This window comes from Hydrogenovibrio sp. (assembly GCF_049975065.1).
GTDB lineage: Bacteria > Pseudomonadota > Gammaproteobacteria > Thiomicrospirales > Thiomicrospiraceae > Hydrogenovibrio.
Genome location: NZ_JBNGDN010000043.1, coordinates 1 through 15,725 on the forward strand (window position 1 = coordinate 1; position 15,725 = coordinate 15,725).

Genomic DNA, 15,725 nt, shown 5'->3' on the forward strand with positions numbered 1-15,725 from the left:
GACGATTGTAATCGGTGTGCGCAACATTGAAAATTTTTTGCCCACTTGCTGCGACATGAAGTGTCGCATGAGTCCGGCATTTGTGACTCGGTGCATGGGTCTCTTATTGAATAGAGAACATTTTACCGGAATTCGATGTGTGTTTGAGTAAATGTTGCGTAGTTTTTTGTGTGAACGTTTGATTTCACACTTGTTGCATTCTCGGGGTGATTCATGCTGGCCTATGGTGGACTATTGCAAAACCCAGCTGTGGCTAAACCAGCGCCAACGGCCTTCCGAAGTTGGTTGGGTGCAGGCGTAGCGACTGCGGGGGGCGGCCAGCGGTGTTTCGCTCCTGATTTCCACTGTGGTGTCACTCAGCCACCGCTGCTGCAAGACTTCTCCCTTGGGGTTAAAGCACTGAAGCTGAGGGCCCGGCGGTCGAGCGAAAGTCAGTTTCAGGTGTGGCGGGTTGTCGCGAACCACTGGGTCGAAAGGTTCCACGTGAAGCACGGGTAGGGCAAGGGCATTGACTTTCTGTTTGAAACTGTCCAAGTCGGCATAGGCTTCGCTCATTGGGAAGCGCATCAGGGCGCGTAAATCGGAGTGGCGATTGACCGCGCCGGAGTTTTGGGCGATGCCGACATAGCCGAGTTCGCGCACCCGATCGGCCAGTTCGGTGGAGTAATCACCAAAGGGATAGGAAAACAGTTTGGTGTGATTGGTGTCCGCCCCCAACTCGTCTTTTAGGCGTTGTTGCCCTTGTTGGATTTCATCCAGGACACGCTTTTGCCAGGCCTGGTAAGATTCGCCGACTCGGCGAATCAGTCGGTCATGTGAGCGTGAGTGATTGGCAAATTCAATGCCGTCACCCTGCACTTCGCGCATCTGTGCCCACGTCATATTGGAGGTGTAGCCTTTGTCGATGGCGTCGCTGTTGACAAAAATGGTGACCGGCCAGCCGCGCGCTTTGAAACGGGGAATAGCGTGTTGATAAACGCTGATCCAAGCATCGTCCACGGTAAACACCACGGTTTTGTCGGGAATTGGTCTCTGGTTTTGAAAGGCGATCACCAGCCGAGACAGCGACCAAATATGGAAATCGTTTGCGGCCAGATAGTCGAGTTGGGCATCAAATTGCGCCAGACGGATATTGGTGCTGGGCACGCTGTCCTTGCCAAAGTGGTGATACATTAAAATCACGGCACTGTTGTCTCTGGCCGCTGCCGACTGTGTGGCGGATTGTGCGGTTTGGTGTGCGGGCCAAAGGCTGTAGCCGATGACGCCGAAAAAACTCAGCGCCAGCGCCATTGCAATCATACGATTGGTGAAAGGTTGGAGCCGTTTTGGACGAATTGTCGGCATGGTGGATACCTCTGCGCCCATTTGAACAAGCATCACTGTACCATAATGCGACCTTTGCTAAAATGTCAGCATAAGAATAGAGGTGATGGCAGCATGAAAAAACAACTGAATACCGCACAGGCGGCGGACTGGGTGCGCCAAGGTGGGGTGTTGGCCTATCCGACCGAAGCGGTTTATGGCTTGGGTTGTGACCCGTTTAATGCGTCCGCGTTTCAGCAGCTGCTGGCTTTGAAGCAGCGACCGCTGGCGAAAGGTGTGATTTTGATTGCTGGGGCGGTAGAGCAGGTGGCTGACCTGGTGGATTTATGGGATCAACCCTGGTCGCAAGGCGTTTTGCAAAGCTGGGAGACATCTCAGCCAACGACATGGGTGTTACCCGCCAAACCGGGGGTGCCGCCTTGGGTAACCGGAGGACGCAATACGTTAGCGGTGCGGGTGACCGCACACCCTGAGGTGCAAGCGCTGTGTGCGGCGCTGGCGCAACCCTTGGTTTCCACCAGCGCGAATGTGAGCGGTGAGGAGCCGATTCGATCGCAAGCCGATTGTCTGAGCGCTTTTCCCGAGGTGCCTGTTTTGCAGGGTCGCCTCAGCGGTGCGCAAACGCCGTCACAGATTTGGGATGCGCAGACCGGTCAGCGTTTGCGTTGAGGCCGCTTCAAGCGATGACCCGCGTTACGATTTATTTTGCTCGGCGAGTTTTTGCTTCGCTTGCAGATAGAGCGGCTCCACCTTGGCGGCGTATTTTTTTAGGTCTTCAATGCGAGTTTCATTTGATGGGTGGGTGCTGAGAAATTCCGGCGGCGCATTTTTGGCAATTTTGGACATTTTTTCCCACACCGAAATGGCGGCGTAAGGATCGTAACCGGCCAGGGCGGCCAGTTCGACCCCCATGCGATCCGCTTCGGTTTCATGGGTGCGGCTGTTGGGCAGCAGAAAGGTGGTTTGCATCACCAGACTGCTGACATCCAATGCCGCGCCTTTCAGGCCGGTGACAATACTCAGCGCCGTTAGGCCGACTTGCCCCACCATGGCTTGCGAGGCACGTTCACGCCCATGCTCGCGTAACGCATGAGCAATTTCATGCCCCATGATCGCCGCAATCTCGTCATCGGTCAGGTGCAAGGTGTCGATGATGCCGGTGTAAAACGCGATTTTACCGCCCGGCATACACCAAGCGTTCAGCTGATCGGACTTCAGCAGATTGACTTGCCAGTCCCAGTCGGGGGCGTCTTCTCGATAGATTTTGGTTTGCGGAATCAGGCGATTGGCAATGGTGCGCAATCGCTTGAGTTCTTTTGGGTCGGTGTTGAGGGTATGGTTTTGTTTGGCTTCGGCGAGAATTTCGGCATAGGCCTTATCGGCGCCGGTTTGCATTTCGGATTGGGAAACCAGTAACATTTGCGAGCGATCTACGCCCACATTGCCTTTTTTGGTGGTCGGGGCGCTGCAACCGGCCATCAGCGAGACGCTCAATAAAGCGATGAGTGACGGTGTCCAAAGCGTGCGATTGGCAAGGGTGCGAATCATAAGAATTCCTGTGGTTAAGGCGACTCGGAGTGAGTGAAAGGTCAACGGTTGATAAATCGTTGTTGATAAATCGTTATTTTAAAAAATGCGCTTGAGTTTTTCTACTGAATTGTAAACGCTGTCGCGGAGCGGCCGTTGCGCCAGCGTTTATCAATCTTGAGTGCGAAGCTCAATAGGCGAGTCCATGATGATCGTGTTAAAATAATCGCTCAAACGAATTTTAACCCAGACCCAACCAGACCCAATAAGGAAAAGCCATGTCCGAAGTTGTTCAGACACCAATCGATATTGACGCCGTTAAAACCTACCTGCTCAGCCTTCAGGATGACATTTCTCGGCAACTGGCGGAAGAAGACGGTTCGAAAGCGTTTATTGTTGATCAATGGGATCGGGAGCCGGATACGGGGGCGATGGGGTTGAGCGGCGGCGGCATCAGCCGGGTGCTGGAAGGTGGCGATGTCATCGAAAAAGGCGGGGTGAATTTTTCCCATGTACGTGGCAAGGCGTTGCCCGCCTCGGCCACCGCGCATCGCCCGGAATTGGCAGGTCGTTCATTTCAGGCGCTGGGGGTGTCGCTGGTGATCCATCCGCGCAATCCCTATGTGCCGACGTCTCACGCCAATGTACGGCTGTTTGTGGCGGAGAAAGAGGGTGAAGCACCGGTTTGGTGGTTTGGCGGCGGGTTTGATCTCACGCCTTATTATCCTTTTGAGGCCGATGTCCAACACTGGCACCTGCAGTCCAAGGCCGCCTGTGATCCATTTGGGCAAGCGGTTTATCAAACCTACAAAGATTGGTGTGATGATTATTTCTTTTTAAAGCACCGAAATGAAACGCGCGGGGTGGGCGGGCTGTTTTACGATGATTTGAATGAACAGCCTTACGGTTGGGATTTTGCCACCTGTTTTCAGTTTATGCAGTCGGTCGGCAACCACTACATCCAGGCCTATCGTCCGATTGTCGCGCGTCGCAAGGCCATGGAATACGGCGAACGTCAGCGCGATTTTCAGCTCTACCGTCGTGGACGCTATGCCGAGTTCAATCTGGCGTTTGATCGCGGCACCATCTTTGGGTTGCAAACGGGCGGACGCACCGAGTCGATTTTGATGTCCATGCCGCCGCTGGCGACCTGGAAATACAATTATCATCCCGAGCCGGGGTCGGAAGAAGCGGCGTTGTATGATTATCTGACACCGCGCGACTGGCTGGCGGAAAGGCAAGGATAAGCCATGGCGCAAACCCCTGCAAAAGTTCGAGTCGATAAGTGGCTGTGGGCGGCGCGTTTTTTTAAAACCCGCGGGGTGGCGCTGGATGCGGTTAAGGGCGGCAAAGTGGAGTTGAATGGCCATAAGCCCAAACCCAGCAAAACCGTGACCGAAGGGGATGTTCTGAAAATCACCCAACCGCATCGTAAAGTCGAGGTGACGGTGTTGCAGGTGTCGGACAAGCGTGGCTCCGCTGAAGTGGCGGAAACCCTTTACCGTTTGGATGGGGAACAGTTGAATCAGAAAACCCCACCGGCGGGTATGGCGCTGGCGGGGTATCGCGAAAAAGGGAAAGGACGGCCGACCAAACGTGACCGTCGTCAGATCGAACGCCTGGCATTGGGTGAGGGGTAAATTTTCATCGACCAAAAGCGTTTAGGGTTGCTTTGCCTATGCTAGAATCGAAGTTAAAAAACACCTGAAGTTGTCATAATTAACTTATCTTCTAACTCTTTTTGCGCTTCTTCAAATTCGAGGTTAACTTGGTTGGCAACTGAAACAATTCGTGTTCTGTAAGTAATCCAATCAGAAGTGCCTTTACGAGTTTGTTGCATATTGGACGAAGATCCACTTTTGGCATCAGCATTGTGTGTATATTCAACTTTTTGCCCATCTGGGAGTCGTTGTTTGATTTGAAGATCAGTGATCATGTTGTAGTAAACATCGTCAACCATAGCATCAGCGGCGACTCCAACAGCAGCACCGATAAGTCCACCATAAGCAGCACTCTTCCCAGTGTTGTTTATTGCAACACCGGCTAGGGCACCGGTCACTGCGCCACCAAACCCAGACTGAATAGCACTGTAGGCATCTTTTTCTGTTGTTTCAGCTACGGATAAAATATTTTCTTGAACAAGAAAGTTTGCTTGATCAATATTGGTTACGATGGTGTAACCTTTATTTTGAAGATTTTGTTTGATTTTTTTGCGCATATTATCAAGGTTGATATTTTTATCAGCTGTGCTTCTCAAGTCAAAATAAACGGTCTTTTTTTCAGAGCTTACAGGCTCTAAAAAAATAGTATCACTCATTTTTGTTTGAACATCTAAATTTCTCTTATCGATGGCCGTACTTACACTTGCACAACCGGTTATTTGCAGAAAAATAAAAAAAGACAAAAGCACTGATGTCCGCATCATAATTTTTTTCACTATTTGTTTCTCCAATAGAACCTGAATATTAATTTCTGATTTGTTTAATGAATAAAGAATTTTCAATAGTCCTTGAATTCAAGGAAGCTAGCGATGTAAAAATATGTTTAAACGTAAAAAATTCTTTACGACAAATATGGTATTTATTTTTTTTAACGTTGGCAAGATATTTTCGGCTCTGGATAATTAATTTTTTAAATAAATTTACTAGTTGATGGACTTAGGTTACGAACCGCTATTTATAACCTAAGAGACCAGCAGGGCTTTTCTATGCCCGAGTAGCACCCAGCGACCACCGAACAAGCCGTCCCAGAGCTTGCTGAGCAGAATCACGCTGAGTAAGATGACCCAGGCCCAGGTGACGCCATGGGTGTAACCTAGGTCGCGTGGCGTCAGTTCCGCGTCCATTAGAATGGCGTAGCGGGTAATCAACGGGGTCTGGCCGGGGCGCAGGCTGTGAAGGAACAGACCGTAGATAAATAGAAACAGCAGAATGGATACGGTTTGCACAAGGGTGAGTAACCAGCCGTCGGCAAACAGTAACAGGCTGAGCACCGTGATAATGATCGCGGCTGGGAACAGTAAGGGTTTCATTTATTCCAGCCCCTGAACGGTGGTGTCGGATTGATAGAAGTTCCAAGTGATGGCAAAGCCGTAGGTTTCGGCGCGGGTGGTTTCCATGAGTGGACTGTCTTCGTAAACACTGCCTGACAGGTCGCGCAGGCGGTAAAAACCGCCGAGCCAGAAATCGCCGATATGCCAGTTCAGGCTGACAATATAGGCCATGCCTGCAAAACCGCCGCTGGCTTTGTAAGCTGGGCGGTCGGCGGTGGCGTAGGCTTCGTCCACGCCGTAAAAATAGTTGTTATTGCGGGCGGTGGCAAAATCAGCCCGGGTGCCTAGAGTGATTTTAAGGCGTTTGCGTTGGGTGAAGCCTTGCCGAAAGTAGTAATAAAACCCAGGTGAGGTCACAAAGCCTTCTTCATGAATGGAACGTAAATCGGATGCCAGCACCCAGCGCACCGGCCATTCAAATTTAAATTCATTCAGGTCGTTGCGATACAGACGGGCTTTGATTTCCGGTCCGATGCCGATGGAGGCGTCCAGATCGTCCATGCCGTCACGCGCTTGGTTGTCTTTGCTGGACACGGGAATGGTGCCGGCAATGCTCAGGTCGAATTCTAGGTTGCGGTATTCGTACAGTGGTTTTTTGATTTCTCGTTGGTCGATGGTGAAGGCATCGCTGCGGTAGGTGATGTAGGGGAAGGGAACCAGCAGATTGTTTTGTTCTTTGGAACCGGGGTAGTCAGGGTAGCTGAGAAAGCCGGGGCCAATGCCGATTTCCCATTTCGGTAAGGTCTGCTCCAGTGGTTCGGCCAAGGCATTTTGTGACAACGAATGGACACAGAGGGCGAGTAAAATAGGATAAGATTTCATTCGTAAAGATCGGGCAAAATGATTGGCAGGATTCATGCCATTATTATGCCCTTAACCGGATGGTTTCACAAAATTTTGTGATCAAGGATTGTCAGTGAGTCGATTTGTTATTTTGTATGACGCGGAACAGGCGGAAGCGTTTGAATCCGAAATTAAACCCTTATTGCCTTGGGAGGATTGCGAGTTCCTCGCCTATGACGGTCAACGACTGGATGATTACGCTCCGGAATGTCCGGTGCTTTTTTGGTTAAGCGATGATCGTTTATACGAACTGCTGCCCCTGGCGTCTCGGTTGGAATGGGTCGTCGGTTTTATTCCGCATTCGGATATGAACCGCATTCATCGCAGTTTTGCGATTCCGAAAAACCCTACTGAGGCCATCGAAGCGATTGCATCAGTCGAAAAACCGGTGATGGCGGATTTGATGGTGTGTAATCAGCAGCTGGTGTTAAGCTCGGTGATGCTGGGCAATCCAGATATGATGAAACCGGCGGCCATGGTGGATGAAAACCTTTGGTGTAAACTCAAAAATGTGCTCATGCTGATTTTAAGCCTGAGCAAAATGTGCCTGCTACCCTACAAAATGGTGACCGCTAAAGACAGCAAGGTCAATACGGCGGCTTTGGGGATTACGGTGGTGTATCGACCCAGTGCCAGTGAATTCACCAAGCGGGTGGTGGGGGAAACGCAGTTGGACGAAGCCACGCTGAATGCGGTCATTCTCGCACCGCGCAGCCTTTCGGAGGTGTTACGTTTCCTGTTGACCAAGGTGTTGCCGAAAAAAGTCGAAGCTAAGGGTGTTTTGCCGAATTATGTCGGTCATATTAAAACCGAACGTTTATTGTTGTCCGGTTCCGGTGAACTGGATTTCAGTATTGATGGTCAATATTACAAAGCACAGGAAGTTTTAGTCGAAGTACAGTCCAATGCGCTCAAGCTGTTGAGTCCTCATTTGCCGGAAAAAAGCCCGGATAACAATATCAAAGAATCGGTTCGGGTTGCGAAACTGCCGAAAGGTGAAGCAGTCAAAGCCCTGGTAAACCGACCTTTGCCACTGATTCACCATGCCGATCAGGATGAAGTGAAAGAGGTTTTTGTGACCTTGCGCGAAAACGCCCAGGCCTCGGAAGCCTACATGGTGTTAATGGTGTTAGCGACGTTGTTGGCTACAGTGGGGTTGTTTGCCAATTCGGCACCGGTGATTATCGGGGCGATGATTTTGGCACCGCTGATGTCGCCGATAATTTCTTTGTCAATGGGGGTGTTGCGCCAGAATGTCGATCTGGTGACCGACAGTGCGAAAACACTGGGCATCGGCGTGCTTTTGGCGTTGATATTCGGCACATTGTTTACCCTGATCACGCCGTTGAGCAGCGTGAATTCTGAAATCAGCGCTCGGCTCAGTCCGACCTTGTTGGATTTAGGGGTGGCGATTATTTCAGGCATAGCCGCAGCCTATGCCAGTGCGCGTTCCGAAGTGGCAAAAAGTTTGGCCGGGGTCGCCATCGCCGTGGCCTTGGTGCCACCGCTGGCGGTGTCGTCGATTGGCATTGGCTGGTGGGACTGGCCGGTGTTCTGGGGCGCGTTTCTGTTGTTCTTGACCAACTTGGCGGGTATCGTGCTGGCCGCCGCGGCGACCTTTCTGTTTCTCGGGTTCAGTCCTTTTGGGCTGGCGAAAAAGGGGCTGCTGTTATCTTTGGCGTTTGTGGCGATGGTGAGCGTGCCTTTGGTATTTGCGTTCAGCAGTCTGGTGCAGGAGCAACGCTTGGCATCGGCGCTGAAAGGCTTTCAGATGGCAGGGATTGTCTTAAAGGATGTGAATATTCGCAGTGGTGAACCCATGCTGGTGTCGGCAAAACTGGTGTCGGATCGTTCTTTGCAGGATGCGCAAATTGAAGCCGTGAAACGTGAAATTGAAGCCCGCTTAGGCCGCCCGATTCAGTTGGAAGCGGTGACGGCGGTGTTAAAGTAAGGTTAGCCAAACCGCATTTGATCCATAAACGAGCCATAAAAAAACCTGCCGAAGCAGGTTTTTTTATGGATGAAACGTGCGTTTTAGCCGTTCAGCTTGGCCATTGCGGCGCGCTTTTTCTCAATCAGGTTGTGAATAATCGGCGACATCATTAAATCCATGGCTTGCACCATGTGCGAACCGTTGCACACCAGAGTGTTGTCGTTTTGCAGGAAGGCACCGGGGATTTTATCCTTAATGGCATCCAGATCAATGTCCTGATGACGCACGTGGCAGATAATCAGGGAATCTTCCGGTGCCGGCCCCATGGGCGCATCGGGTGAAATGGTTGAAAACGGATCTGAGGTGTCGATCAAGGGCACACGGTGGAAGTTAATGTGGGTACGGTGAAATTGCGGCACAATGGTTTCGATGTAATCCGGCATACGCTCCAGAATAATGTCACGCACCTGTTCAACGGAATAAGGGCGTTCCGAGGTATCGCGGTAGATTTTCTGCATCCATTCGATGTTGATGGACGGTGCGACACCGATGCCCAGATCAACATATTGCGCCACATTGTGCATGCCTTCTTCCGGACCGTGATCCATGCGCTTGACCATGCCGTGCAGGCCTTCGTAAAACAAAATGTCGGTGCCTTCCGGAATCGGTTCCCAAGGGGTGAACTCACCGGATTGGAAGGTTTGACCCAAGCGCGCGCTGTGTTCGGCGGCTTCATCATCATTGTGGATGTAGTAACGGCGTTTGCCGGTGGCGCTTTCTTTGTATTCCTTGAAAAGGGCTTCGAGTTCGGCGAATTCGTTGGCTTTTTCGGAAAAGTGCGTTAGCACCGGTCCGCCGTTGGCTTTGGATTCCGCGACCTTTTCTTTCATTTCGGCACGGTTGTATTTGTGATAGCTGTCGCCTTCCACAATGGCCACATTCAGTTTTTCGCGCTCAAAAATTTTTTCCACTGCGCGTTTCACAAATGAGGTGCCGGCCCCTGAGGAACCGGTCACGGTAACAATCGGATGCTCTACTGACATAAGTGTCTCCTATAGTGTTTACACCGAAGTGTAATGTAAATCGTGCAAAAGGCTTGCCGATTTTTTTGATTTAAAATCCATTGATGCTCAATCTTGAGATTGAAAACGATTTCAGTCGTTTTGTCCAACCCCAAAAGTTGACGCTTTTGTGACAGTCATGACGAGGTTAAACGTCGATGTTTTCCGCCTGCAGGGCGTTAGACTCAATAAAGGCGCGTCTCGGTTCCACTTCGTCACCCATTAAAGTGGTGAAGACTTGATCCGCCTGAACCGCATCGGAAATGGTCACTTGCAACAGGCGTCTGGCTTCGGCGTTCATGGTGGTTTCCCACAATTGTTCCGGGTTCATTTCCCCCAGGCCTTTGTAACGCTGAATGCTTTGCCCGCGTTTGGCTTCGGCCAGCAACCAGTCCATGGCTTCTTTAAAGTGGGTCACGGCTTGCTGTTTTTCGCCGCGCTGAATAAAGGCGTCGTCACTCAAAAGCCCATCCAGCTCCATCGCCACTCTGGCCATGTTATCGTACTCGGCGGCACCAAAAAAATCTTCGTCATAGATTTGGGATGTCAGGGTGCCGTGCTCGCGCTGTTGTAAGCGGATTTGAAATGCGGCTTCGCCTTGCAAGGCTGGTTCCACTTGCAACTGGTATTCCACTTTTTGGCTTTCGCCGATGGCTTTTAAGCGTGGCAGCGCTTGGTTGATCCATTGCTGGCAAGCTTGCTGATCATTGAGCATGGCGACCTTGACCGGTGCCAAATCCAACATCAGTTCCAAGAATGTTTTGCTAAAACGCCGTGCCAGTCGGTCAATAATGCGGTGTGTCTGCAGGAAATGTTTCGCCAGTGTTTCCAGCGCCAAGCCTTGAATCGGCGGCGTTTCCTTGGACGAAAAGAGCGCGGCGGCATCCAGTGCGGATTGTAACAAGTAATTTTCCAGCTCAGCATCGTCTTTCAGATAGGCTTCCTGCTTGCCTTTTTTGACCTTGTAAAGGGGCGGTTGGGCAATGTAGATATAGCCGCGTTCGATCAGTTCCGGCATTTGACGATAGAAGAAGGTTAACAGCAAAGTGCGGATGTGCGAGCCGTCCACGTCGGCATCCGTCATAATAATGATGCGATGGTAACGCAGCTTGTCCGGGTTGTATTCTTCGTGGCCGATGCCGCAGCCGAGAGCAGTGATTAAGGTGCCGACTTCAGCGGAGGCCAACATTTTGTCGAAGCGGGCTTTTTCGACGTTGAGGATTTTGCCTTTCAACGGCAAAATCGCTTGAGTGCGGCGATCACGCCCTTGCTTGGCCGAGCCACCGGCGGAGTCACCCTCCACCAGGTACAATTCGGATTTGGCCGGATCTTTTTCCTGACAATCGGCCAACTTGCCGGGTAGGCCGGCGATGTCCAAAGCGCCTTTACGACGAGTCATTTCACGGGCTTTACGCGCCGCTTCACGGGCACGGGCGGCATCGACGATTTTGGCGAAGACCGATTGCGCGTCTTTCGGGTTTTCCATTAGATACTCGGCCAACTTTTCGTTCATGGCCGTTTCCACCGCCGTTTTCACTTCGGACGAGACCAGCTTGTCTTTGGTTTGCGATGAAAATTTTGGGTCCGGCACTTTCACGGAAATCACTGCGGCCAAGCCTTCGCGGGCATCGTCACCGGAAACGCTCATTTTGTATTTTTTGGTTAGGCCTTCTTTTTCCGCATACTGGTTCAGGGTGCGCGTCAAAGCGGCACGAAAACCGGACAGGTGAGTGCCGCCGTCGCGTTGCGGAATGTTATTGGTAAAGCAAAAAATGGCTTCTTGATAGGCTTCCGACCACTGCATCGCCACTTCCACGGTAATGTCGTCGCGCACGGTGGTGAAGTAAAAGGCTTTTTCGTTGATCGGCGTTTTATTGGTGTTGATGTAGTCCACAAAGGCACGGATGCCGCCTTCGAATTTAAAGACTTCGTGGCGATCATCGCGTTTGTCGATGAGTTCGATGTGAACGCCGGAGTTCAAGAATGACAGTTCGCGTAAACGCTTCAATAAGTAGTCAAAGCTGAATTCGGTTTGCGTGAAGGTTTCCTTGCTGGGCAGAAAGCGAATTTCCGTGCCGGTTTCGCTGGTCTCGGAAACAGCGGCCAAAGGGGCATCCGGCACACCGTGGCGATAGGTCTGTTTCCAGACATGGCCTTCGCGTTTGATGGTGAGGTGCAGTTCTTCGGACAGGGCATTCACCACCGATACCCCCACCCCGTGTAGACCGCCGGAAACTTTGTAGGAGTTGTCGTCGAATTTACCCCCCGCGTGCAGCACGGTCATAATGACTTCGGCGGCGGAAACGCCTTCTTCTTCGTGAAGGCCGACCGGAATGCCGCGCCCGTTATCGGTCACGGAAACGGAACCGTCTGTGTGAATGGTGACCACGACCTTGTCGCAGTGCCCAGCGAGCGCCTCATCAATGCCGTTATCGACTACTTCAAACACCATGTGATGCAGGCCGCTGCCGTCATCCGTGTCGCCGATATACATGCCGGGGCGTTTGCGAACGGCATCCAGCCCTTTGAGTACTTTGATCGAGGAGGAATCGTATTCGGGGGAATTCATGGGTACCGCTTGGTTTTCAGCTTCTTCGGACATAGGTTGCGTATCTTCATATTTTTTGACAGAGCCCATCCGCTTGGCGTGCAGGCGCAAAATTAACCGACAAATTTTAACATAAAACGCGATTTTTTGTAGTGGTTACGTATTACGGGGCGTTTCAGTTTGATTTCAGCTTTGAGCGCAATAATTAGGCAAGGTGAATGAGGGCTGGGTGATCGCCTGAATTTCGTGTGACGGATTCAGTCAAAGGAGCGAGTGATGAATTTAATATTATTGAAACAGGTGTTTTATGCCATGGTGCTGGGTTTGGCTATTGGGAGCTTATCCGCTTGTGGCGGTAGTAGCAGTGGTGGCAGCAGTGGCGGCACTGGCGATGCAGGCAACGCAAACGGCGATGCCACACAAGTGAGCGGCGAGGGCGTGACTCAAGTGAATGCGGCTTTGTTACAGCAGAACTTGGTCGATGTGCCTTTGGCGTCCTTGTCGGCTGATGAACGGGATGGATTGCTGTTTACCCGTGAAGAGGAAAAACTGGCGTTTGATGTGTATACCAAACTGTATGAATTTTATGATACGGCTATTTTCACCAATATTGCGGCGGCGGAACAGACGCATACCGACAGTGTCAAAGTGTTGCTGGATCGTTATGATTTGACCGATCCTGTGGTGCAACCATCCGTGGTCGGCGTGTTTACAAACCCCGTTTTGCAGCAACTGTACGATGATTTCGTGAACGAAGCATCGGATTTGATTTCTGCCTTGCAAGTTGGGGCGAGAATAGAGGAGCTGGACATTCGCGATATCGAAGCGGAATTAACCAAAGTGGATAACGACGACATTCGCATTGTCTATGAAAATCTGTTGAAAGGATCGCGCAACCACCTGCGATCCTTTTACAAAACCCTGCAGCAAAATGGCGGCGATTACACGCCCGTTTTCATCACTCAGGAAGCCTTTGATGGGATTGTCAATTCCGATATGGAGCGCTGAGTCAACAGAGCAGTCAGACACCCTCGCTCTCCGTTTTGACCAGGCCTGGCAATTTCTGGTTCCATTATGGTGGCGTTATAGAGGTGTTTTAGCGGTTTTCTAATAAGATTCTATTTTAGTGGAATTTTATTTAAAACAAGGCTAAACTGGTCTTTCATTCCATTTTAGTAGAGTTTTAGAAATGAAAGGCAAACAGGTCGTTGAAAGCCCGGTGCCGTCTTTCAAGGCGGTTGGTCTGTCAGAGCTGGGTCAGATGGTGCGCCACAAACGCACCGCAAATGGTTTGAAGATCAAGGACGCCGCGGATTTATTGGGGGTGTCGGTGACAACCTTGATTCGGATTGAAAAAGGCGAGCCCACGGTCTCGGCAGGCAATGTGTTCAAAGCCCTGCAGGGCTTTGGCATTGAACTGGAAATTGTCTGTGAGTGAGCCTGTGACCGACCGTTTTTTAAACCTTTATTACGGCTCGCAATCGGTTGGGCGCTTGTTGGCCAATGCTGGCAGCACTCAGTTTGACTTTGCCTATGAGAGCGCTTGGCAACGCAGTGGGTTTGTGCTTTCCCCCCATTTGCCGTTAACGGGTGAATTTACGTCAGAAGAGGTGACCTGTTTTTTTCAGAATCTATTGCCGGAAGGGCTCAATCTGGAAGAGATTGTCCGGGCATTGCGCCTCTCTAAAACCGAAAAATTTGAACTGTTAAAGCAAATTGGTGCGGATGCCACCGGTGCGTTTATTCTGGCACCCGACCTAGAACCAGCCAACCAGATGAGCGATCGCCCCTTGCCTTTGACGGAGCTGTCGGAGCGTTTGCAACTGAGAGAGCGCCGTAACTTTGCCGTATGGGATCAAAAAGTGCGGGTATCGGTGGCGGGCTTTCAGGACAAAATCGGCGTGAAAGTGGTGGAAAACCAATGGTTCCTGCCGGATGGTTTGAACAACCACACCAGTCATCTTCTAAAACCACCGCCAGTGCATTCTCAGTTTGAAAGCATGGTGGTCAACGAAGCGTTTTGTATGCAGCTGTCGCAAAAAGTGGGGTTGGCCACCGCCGAAACCGAGATTGTCACGGTGCCGGAACCAGTTTTGTTGGTGACGCGTTTTGATCGGATGTGGCAAAACAATGGCCTTTACGCCAAGCGTCATGTGATTGATGGCTGTCAGTTATTGGGACTGCCACCGAACCATAAGATGGAAAGACCTTATGGCGCAACTGGCGATGTGGCCAACATCCGAGACGGTGCCTCCATCCCTAAGTTAGCGGGGGCGATCCGACGGTTTTCCAGTGCGCCGATTCTGGACATCAAAGCGTTTATCGAATGGGTGGCGTTTCAGCTATGCATTGGCAATGTGGATGCGCACGCAAAAAATTTGAGTTTTTTTGTGGACAAAAAAAGCAAGATTCGTCTGACGCCCTTTTATGATCAAGTGTGTATTTTGGATTTTGGCCAAATGAAAGAACGCTTGAGTCTGAGAGACACCCGGTTGGATACGGCCTTGTCGATGGCCATTGGCGATGAGTTTGATTTAAAACAGATCGGAGCCTATGACATCGCCTTGATGGCGGATGAAGCCGATTTACCGATCAAGGCGGTGGTGTCCGGGTTTGAGCGGGTGGCCAAAGCGGTGCTGCAACAGCTTGATCAAGTGGATGTGGTGGATCACTATCAGCGTTTTGATTCAATCAAACAAATCATTAACGAGCTGGCGGAGCGTTTACTGGCTGTATTGCCAGATGTGGCGCAGGCGTGGCGTGATTTGCAGGCCTGAAGCGAGAGTTAGCGGCAGGGTTGGGCGTCGGCTTTTTTGAACATTTTTTTGAAGGCGGCGCGGCGCTTGGCGGCTTGGACGTAATCGGTGGGCTGTGCTTGCAGCAGATAAATCACATCCCCCTTTTGTAAATCCGCTTCGCTGAAATGAGGCGCCTGCGGGTTTTCGACAATGACTGGGCTGATAACCGCAATCTTGAGGCTGGGGTCACGATGTTTCAGGGCGGCGACGGTGCCGAGAAAGTTATCGCTGTGAAAGGCACCGTTGAGGTGCAGGATTTGTGCTTTGGGATAGCGTTGGTGTGCCTGAAGAATGGATTCGGCCATGGTGTTGTCGCGTAGCAGTTGTGCCAGATAGGCGGGGTTTGATTCGGTTTGGTCGTCCGCATCGGGCTTGACCGCTTTTTTGGGCGCGGACTGACGCATGAATTCATGAAACTTTTGCGCGTAGGCGGGGTCGCTGAAAAATGGCTTGTCAGCGATGTCGGCACCTTCTTCGGGCGTTAATTTTTCGAGGTAGTCTTGTCCTTGACGCCCCAGGCACCGTACCGTCTGAGCCGGTGCATTGGCGGCGATGACCGGCAGAAAATGCTGTTTGGCGAATTCCACGATGGGGCGATAGCTGGCGGTGTAGTTTGACCAGGCCTGGGCGTTTTCAATGA

The 15,725-nt window shown here is 51.2% G+C and carries 15 protein-coding genes; 7 read left to right on the top strand and 8 right to left on the bottom strand.

All coding sequences use genetic code 11. From position 1 onward, the window contains the following. Window positions 1-231 precede the first annotated feature (231 nt). Window positions 232-1,377: a polysaccharide deacetylase family protein gene (locus ACP5D0_RS06435; RefSeq protein ID WP_472364839.1), complete on the bottom strand. Its 1,146-nt coding sequence runs from the start codon at window positions 1,375-1,377 to the stop codon at window positions 232-234. A gap of 60 nt (window positions 1,378-1,437) precedes the next feature. Between ACP5D0_RS06435 and tsaC the strand changes: the two genes are divergently transcribed. Then, on the top strand, window positions 1,438-1,992 hold the full coding sequence (gene tsaC / locus ACP5D0_RS06440; protein ID WP_472364840.1) for an L-threonylcarbamoyladenylate synthase type 1 TsaC: 555 nt from the start codon (window positions 1,438-1,440) through the stop codon (window positions 1,990-1,992). Window positions 1,993-2,016: 24 nt separating this feature from the next. On the opposite strand, the gene ACP5D0_RS06445 is transcribed toward tsaC, so the two are convergent. Beyond that, window positions 2,017-2,871: a M48 family metallopeptidase gene (locus tag ACP5D0_RS06445; RefSeq protein ID WP_472364841.1), complete on the bottom strand. Its 855-nt coding sequence runs from the start codon at window positions 2,869-2,871 to the stop codon at window positions 2,017-2,019. A 257-nt stretch (window positions 2,872-3,128) separates the two neighbouring features. Here ACP5D0_RS06445 and hemF point away from each other — a divergent pair, with 257 nt between their 5' ends. Both hemF and ACP5D0_RS06455 read left to right on the top strand, forming a co-directional pair. Next, window positions 3,129-4,097 carry an oxygen-dependent coproporphyrinogen oxidase gene (gene hemF, locus ACP5D0_RS06450; protein ID WP_472364842.1) on the top strand — a complete coding sequence of 323 codons (969 nt, stop codon included), beginning with the start codon at window positions 3,129-3,131 and terminating at the stop codon, window positions 4,095-4,097. 3 nt (window positions 4,098-4,100) lie between these two features. Further along, window positions 4,101-4,490: an RNA-binding S4 domain-containing protein gene (locus ACP5D0_RS06455; protein WP_472364843.1), complete on the top strand. Its 390-nt coding sequence runs from the start codon at window positions 4,101-4,103 to the stop codon at window positions 4,488-4,490. Window positions 4,491-4,543: 53 nt separating this feature from the next. Here ACP5D0_RS06455 and ACP5D0_RS06460 read toward each other — a convergent pair whose 3' ends face one another. The 3 genes from ACP5D0_RS06460 to ACP5D0_RS06470 all read right to left on the bottom strand — a co-directional run bounded on the left by ACP5D0_RS06460 (window position 4,544) and on the right by ACP5D0_RS06470 (window position 6,724). Next, window positions 4,544-5,287 carry a complement resistance protein TraT gene (locus ACP5D0_RS06460; protein WP_472364844.1) on the bottom strand — a complete coding sequence of 248 codons (744 nt, stop codon included), beginning with the start codon at window positions 5,285-5,287 and terminating at the stop codon, window positions 4,544-4,546. Between the two features lie 246 nt (window positions 5,288-5,533). Beyond that, window positions 5,534-5,881: a COG4648 family protein gene (locus tag ACP5D0_RS06465; protein WP_472364845.1), complete on the bottom strand. Its 348-nt coding sequence runs from the start codon at window positions 5,879-5,881 to the stop codon at window positions 5,534-5,536. Beyond that, window positions 5,882-6,724: a MipA/OmpV family protein gene (locus ACP5D0_RS06470; RefSeq protein ID WP_472364846.1), complete on the bottom strand. Its 843-nt coding sequence runs from the start codon at window positions 6,722-6,724 to the stop codon at window positions 5,882-5,884. A gap of 94 nt (window positions 6,725-6,818) precedes the next feature. Here ACP5D0_RS06470 and ACP5D0_RS06475 point away from each other — a divergent pair, with 94 nt between their 5' ends. Then, window positions 6,819-8,696: a TIGR00341 family protein gene (locus ACP5D0_RS06475; protein ID WP_472364847.1), complete on the top strand. Its 1,878-nt coding sequence runs from the start codon at window positions 6,819-6,821 to the stop codon at window positions 8,694-8,696. Window positions 8,697-8,779: 83 nt separating this feature from the next. Here ACP5D0_RS06475 and ACP5D0_RS06480 read toward each other — a convergent pair whose 3' ends face one another. Both ACP5D0_RS06480 and gyrB read right to left on the bottom strand, forming a co-directional pair. Continuing rightward, window positions 8,780-9,721: a phosphoribulokinase gene (locus ACP5D0_RS06480; protein WP_472364848.1), complete on the bottom strand. Its 942-nt coding sequence runs from the start codon at window positions 9,719-9,721 to the stop codon at window positions 8,780-8,782. A 166-nt stretch (window positions 9,722-9,887) separates the two neighbouring features. After that, complete coding sequence (gene gyrB / locus ACP5D0_RS06485; protein WP_472364849.1) at window positions 9,888-12,341, bottom strand: DNA topoisomerase (ATP-hydrolyzing) subunit B; 2,454 nt, start codon at window positions 12,339-12,341, stop codon at window positions 9,888-9,890. Between the two features lie 222 nt (window positions 12,342-12,563). On the opposite strand from gyrB, the gene ACP5D0_RS06490 reads away from it, so the two are divergent. The 3 genes from ACP5D0_RS06490 to ACP5D0_RS06500 all read left to right on the top strand — a co-directional run bounded on the left by ACP5D0_RS06490 (window position 12,564) and on the right by ACP5D0_RS06500 (window position 15,064). Continuing rightward, window positions 12,564-13,295, top strand: a complete 732-nt coding sequence (locus tag ACP5D0_RS06490) for a DUF2202 domain-containing protein (protein WP_472364850.1) — start codon at window positions 12,564-12,566, stop codon at window positions 13,293-13,295. Between the two features lie 181 nt (window positions 13,296-13,476). After that, window positions 13,477-13,725, top strand: coding sequence for a helix-turn-helix domain-containing protein (locus tag ACP5D0_RS06495; protein WP_472364851.1), 249 nt, complete (start codon window positions 13,477-13,479; stop codon window positions 13,723-13,725). After that, the gene (locus ACP5D0_RS06500) at window positions 13,718-15,064 is read left to right on the top strand and encodes a HipA domain-containing protein (RefSeq protein ID WP_472364852.1); all 1,347 of its coding nucleotides are present in this window, start codon (window positions 13,718-13,720) and stop codon (window positions 15,062-15,064) included. Before ACP5D0_RS06495 ends, ACP5D0_RS06500 begins: the two co-directional genes overlap by 8 nt. An 8-nt stretch (window positions 15,065-15,072) precedes the next feature. Here the strand turns inward: ACP5D0_RS06500 and ACP5D0_RS06505 are convergent. Next, a partial coding sequence (locus tag ACP5D0_RS06505) for a ChaN family lipoprotein (protein WP_472364853.1) occupies window positions 15,073-15,725 on the bottom strand: 653 nt, incomplete at its 5' end.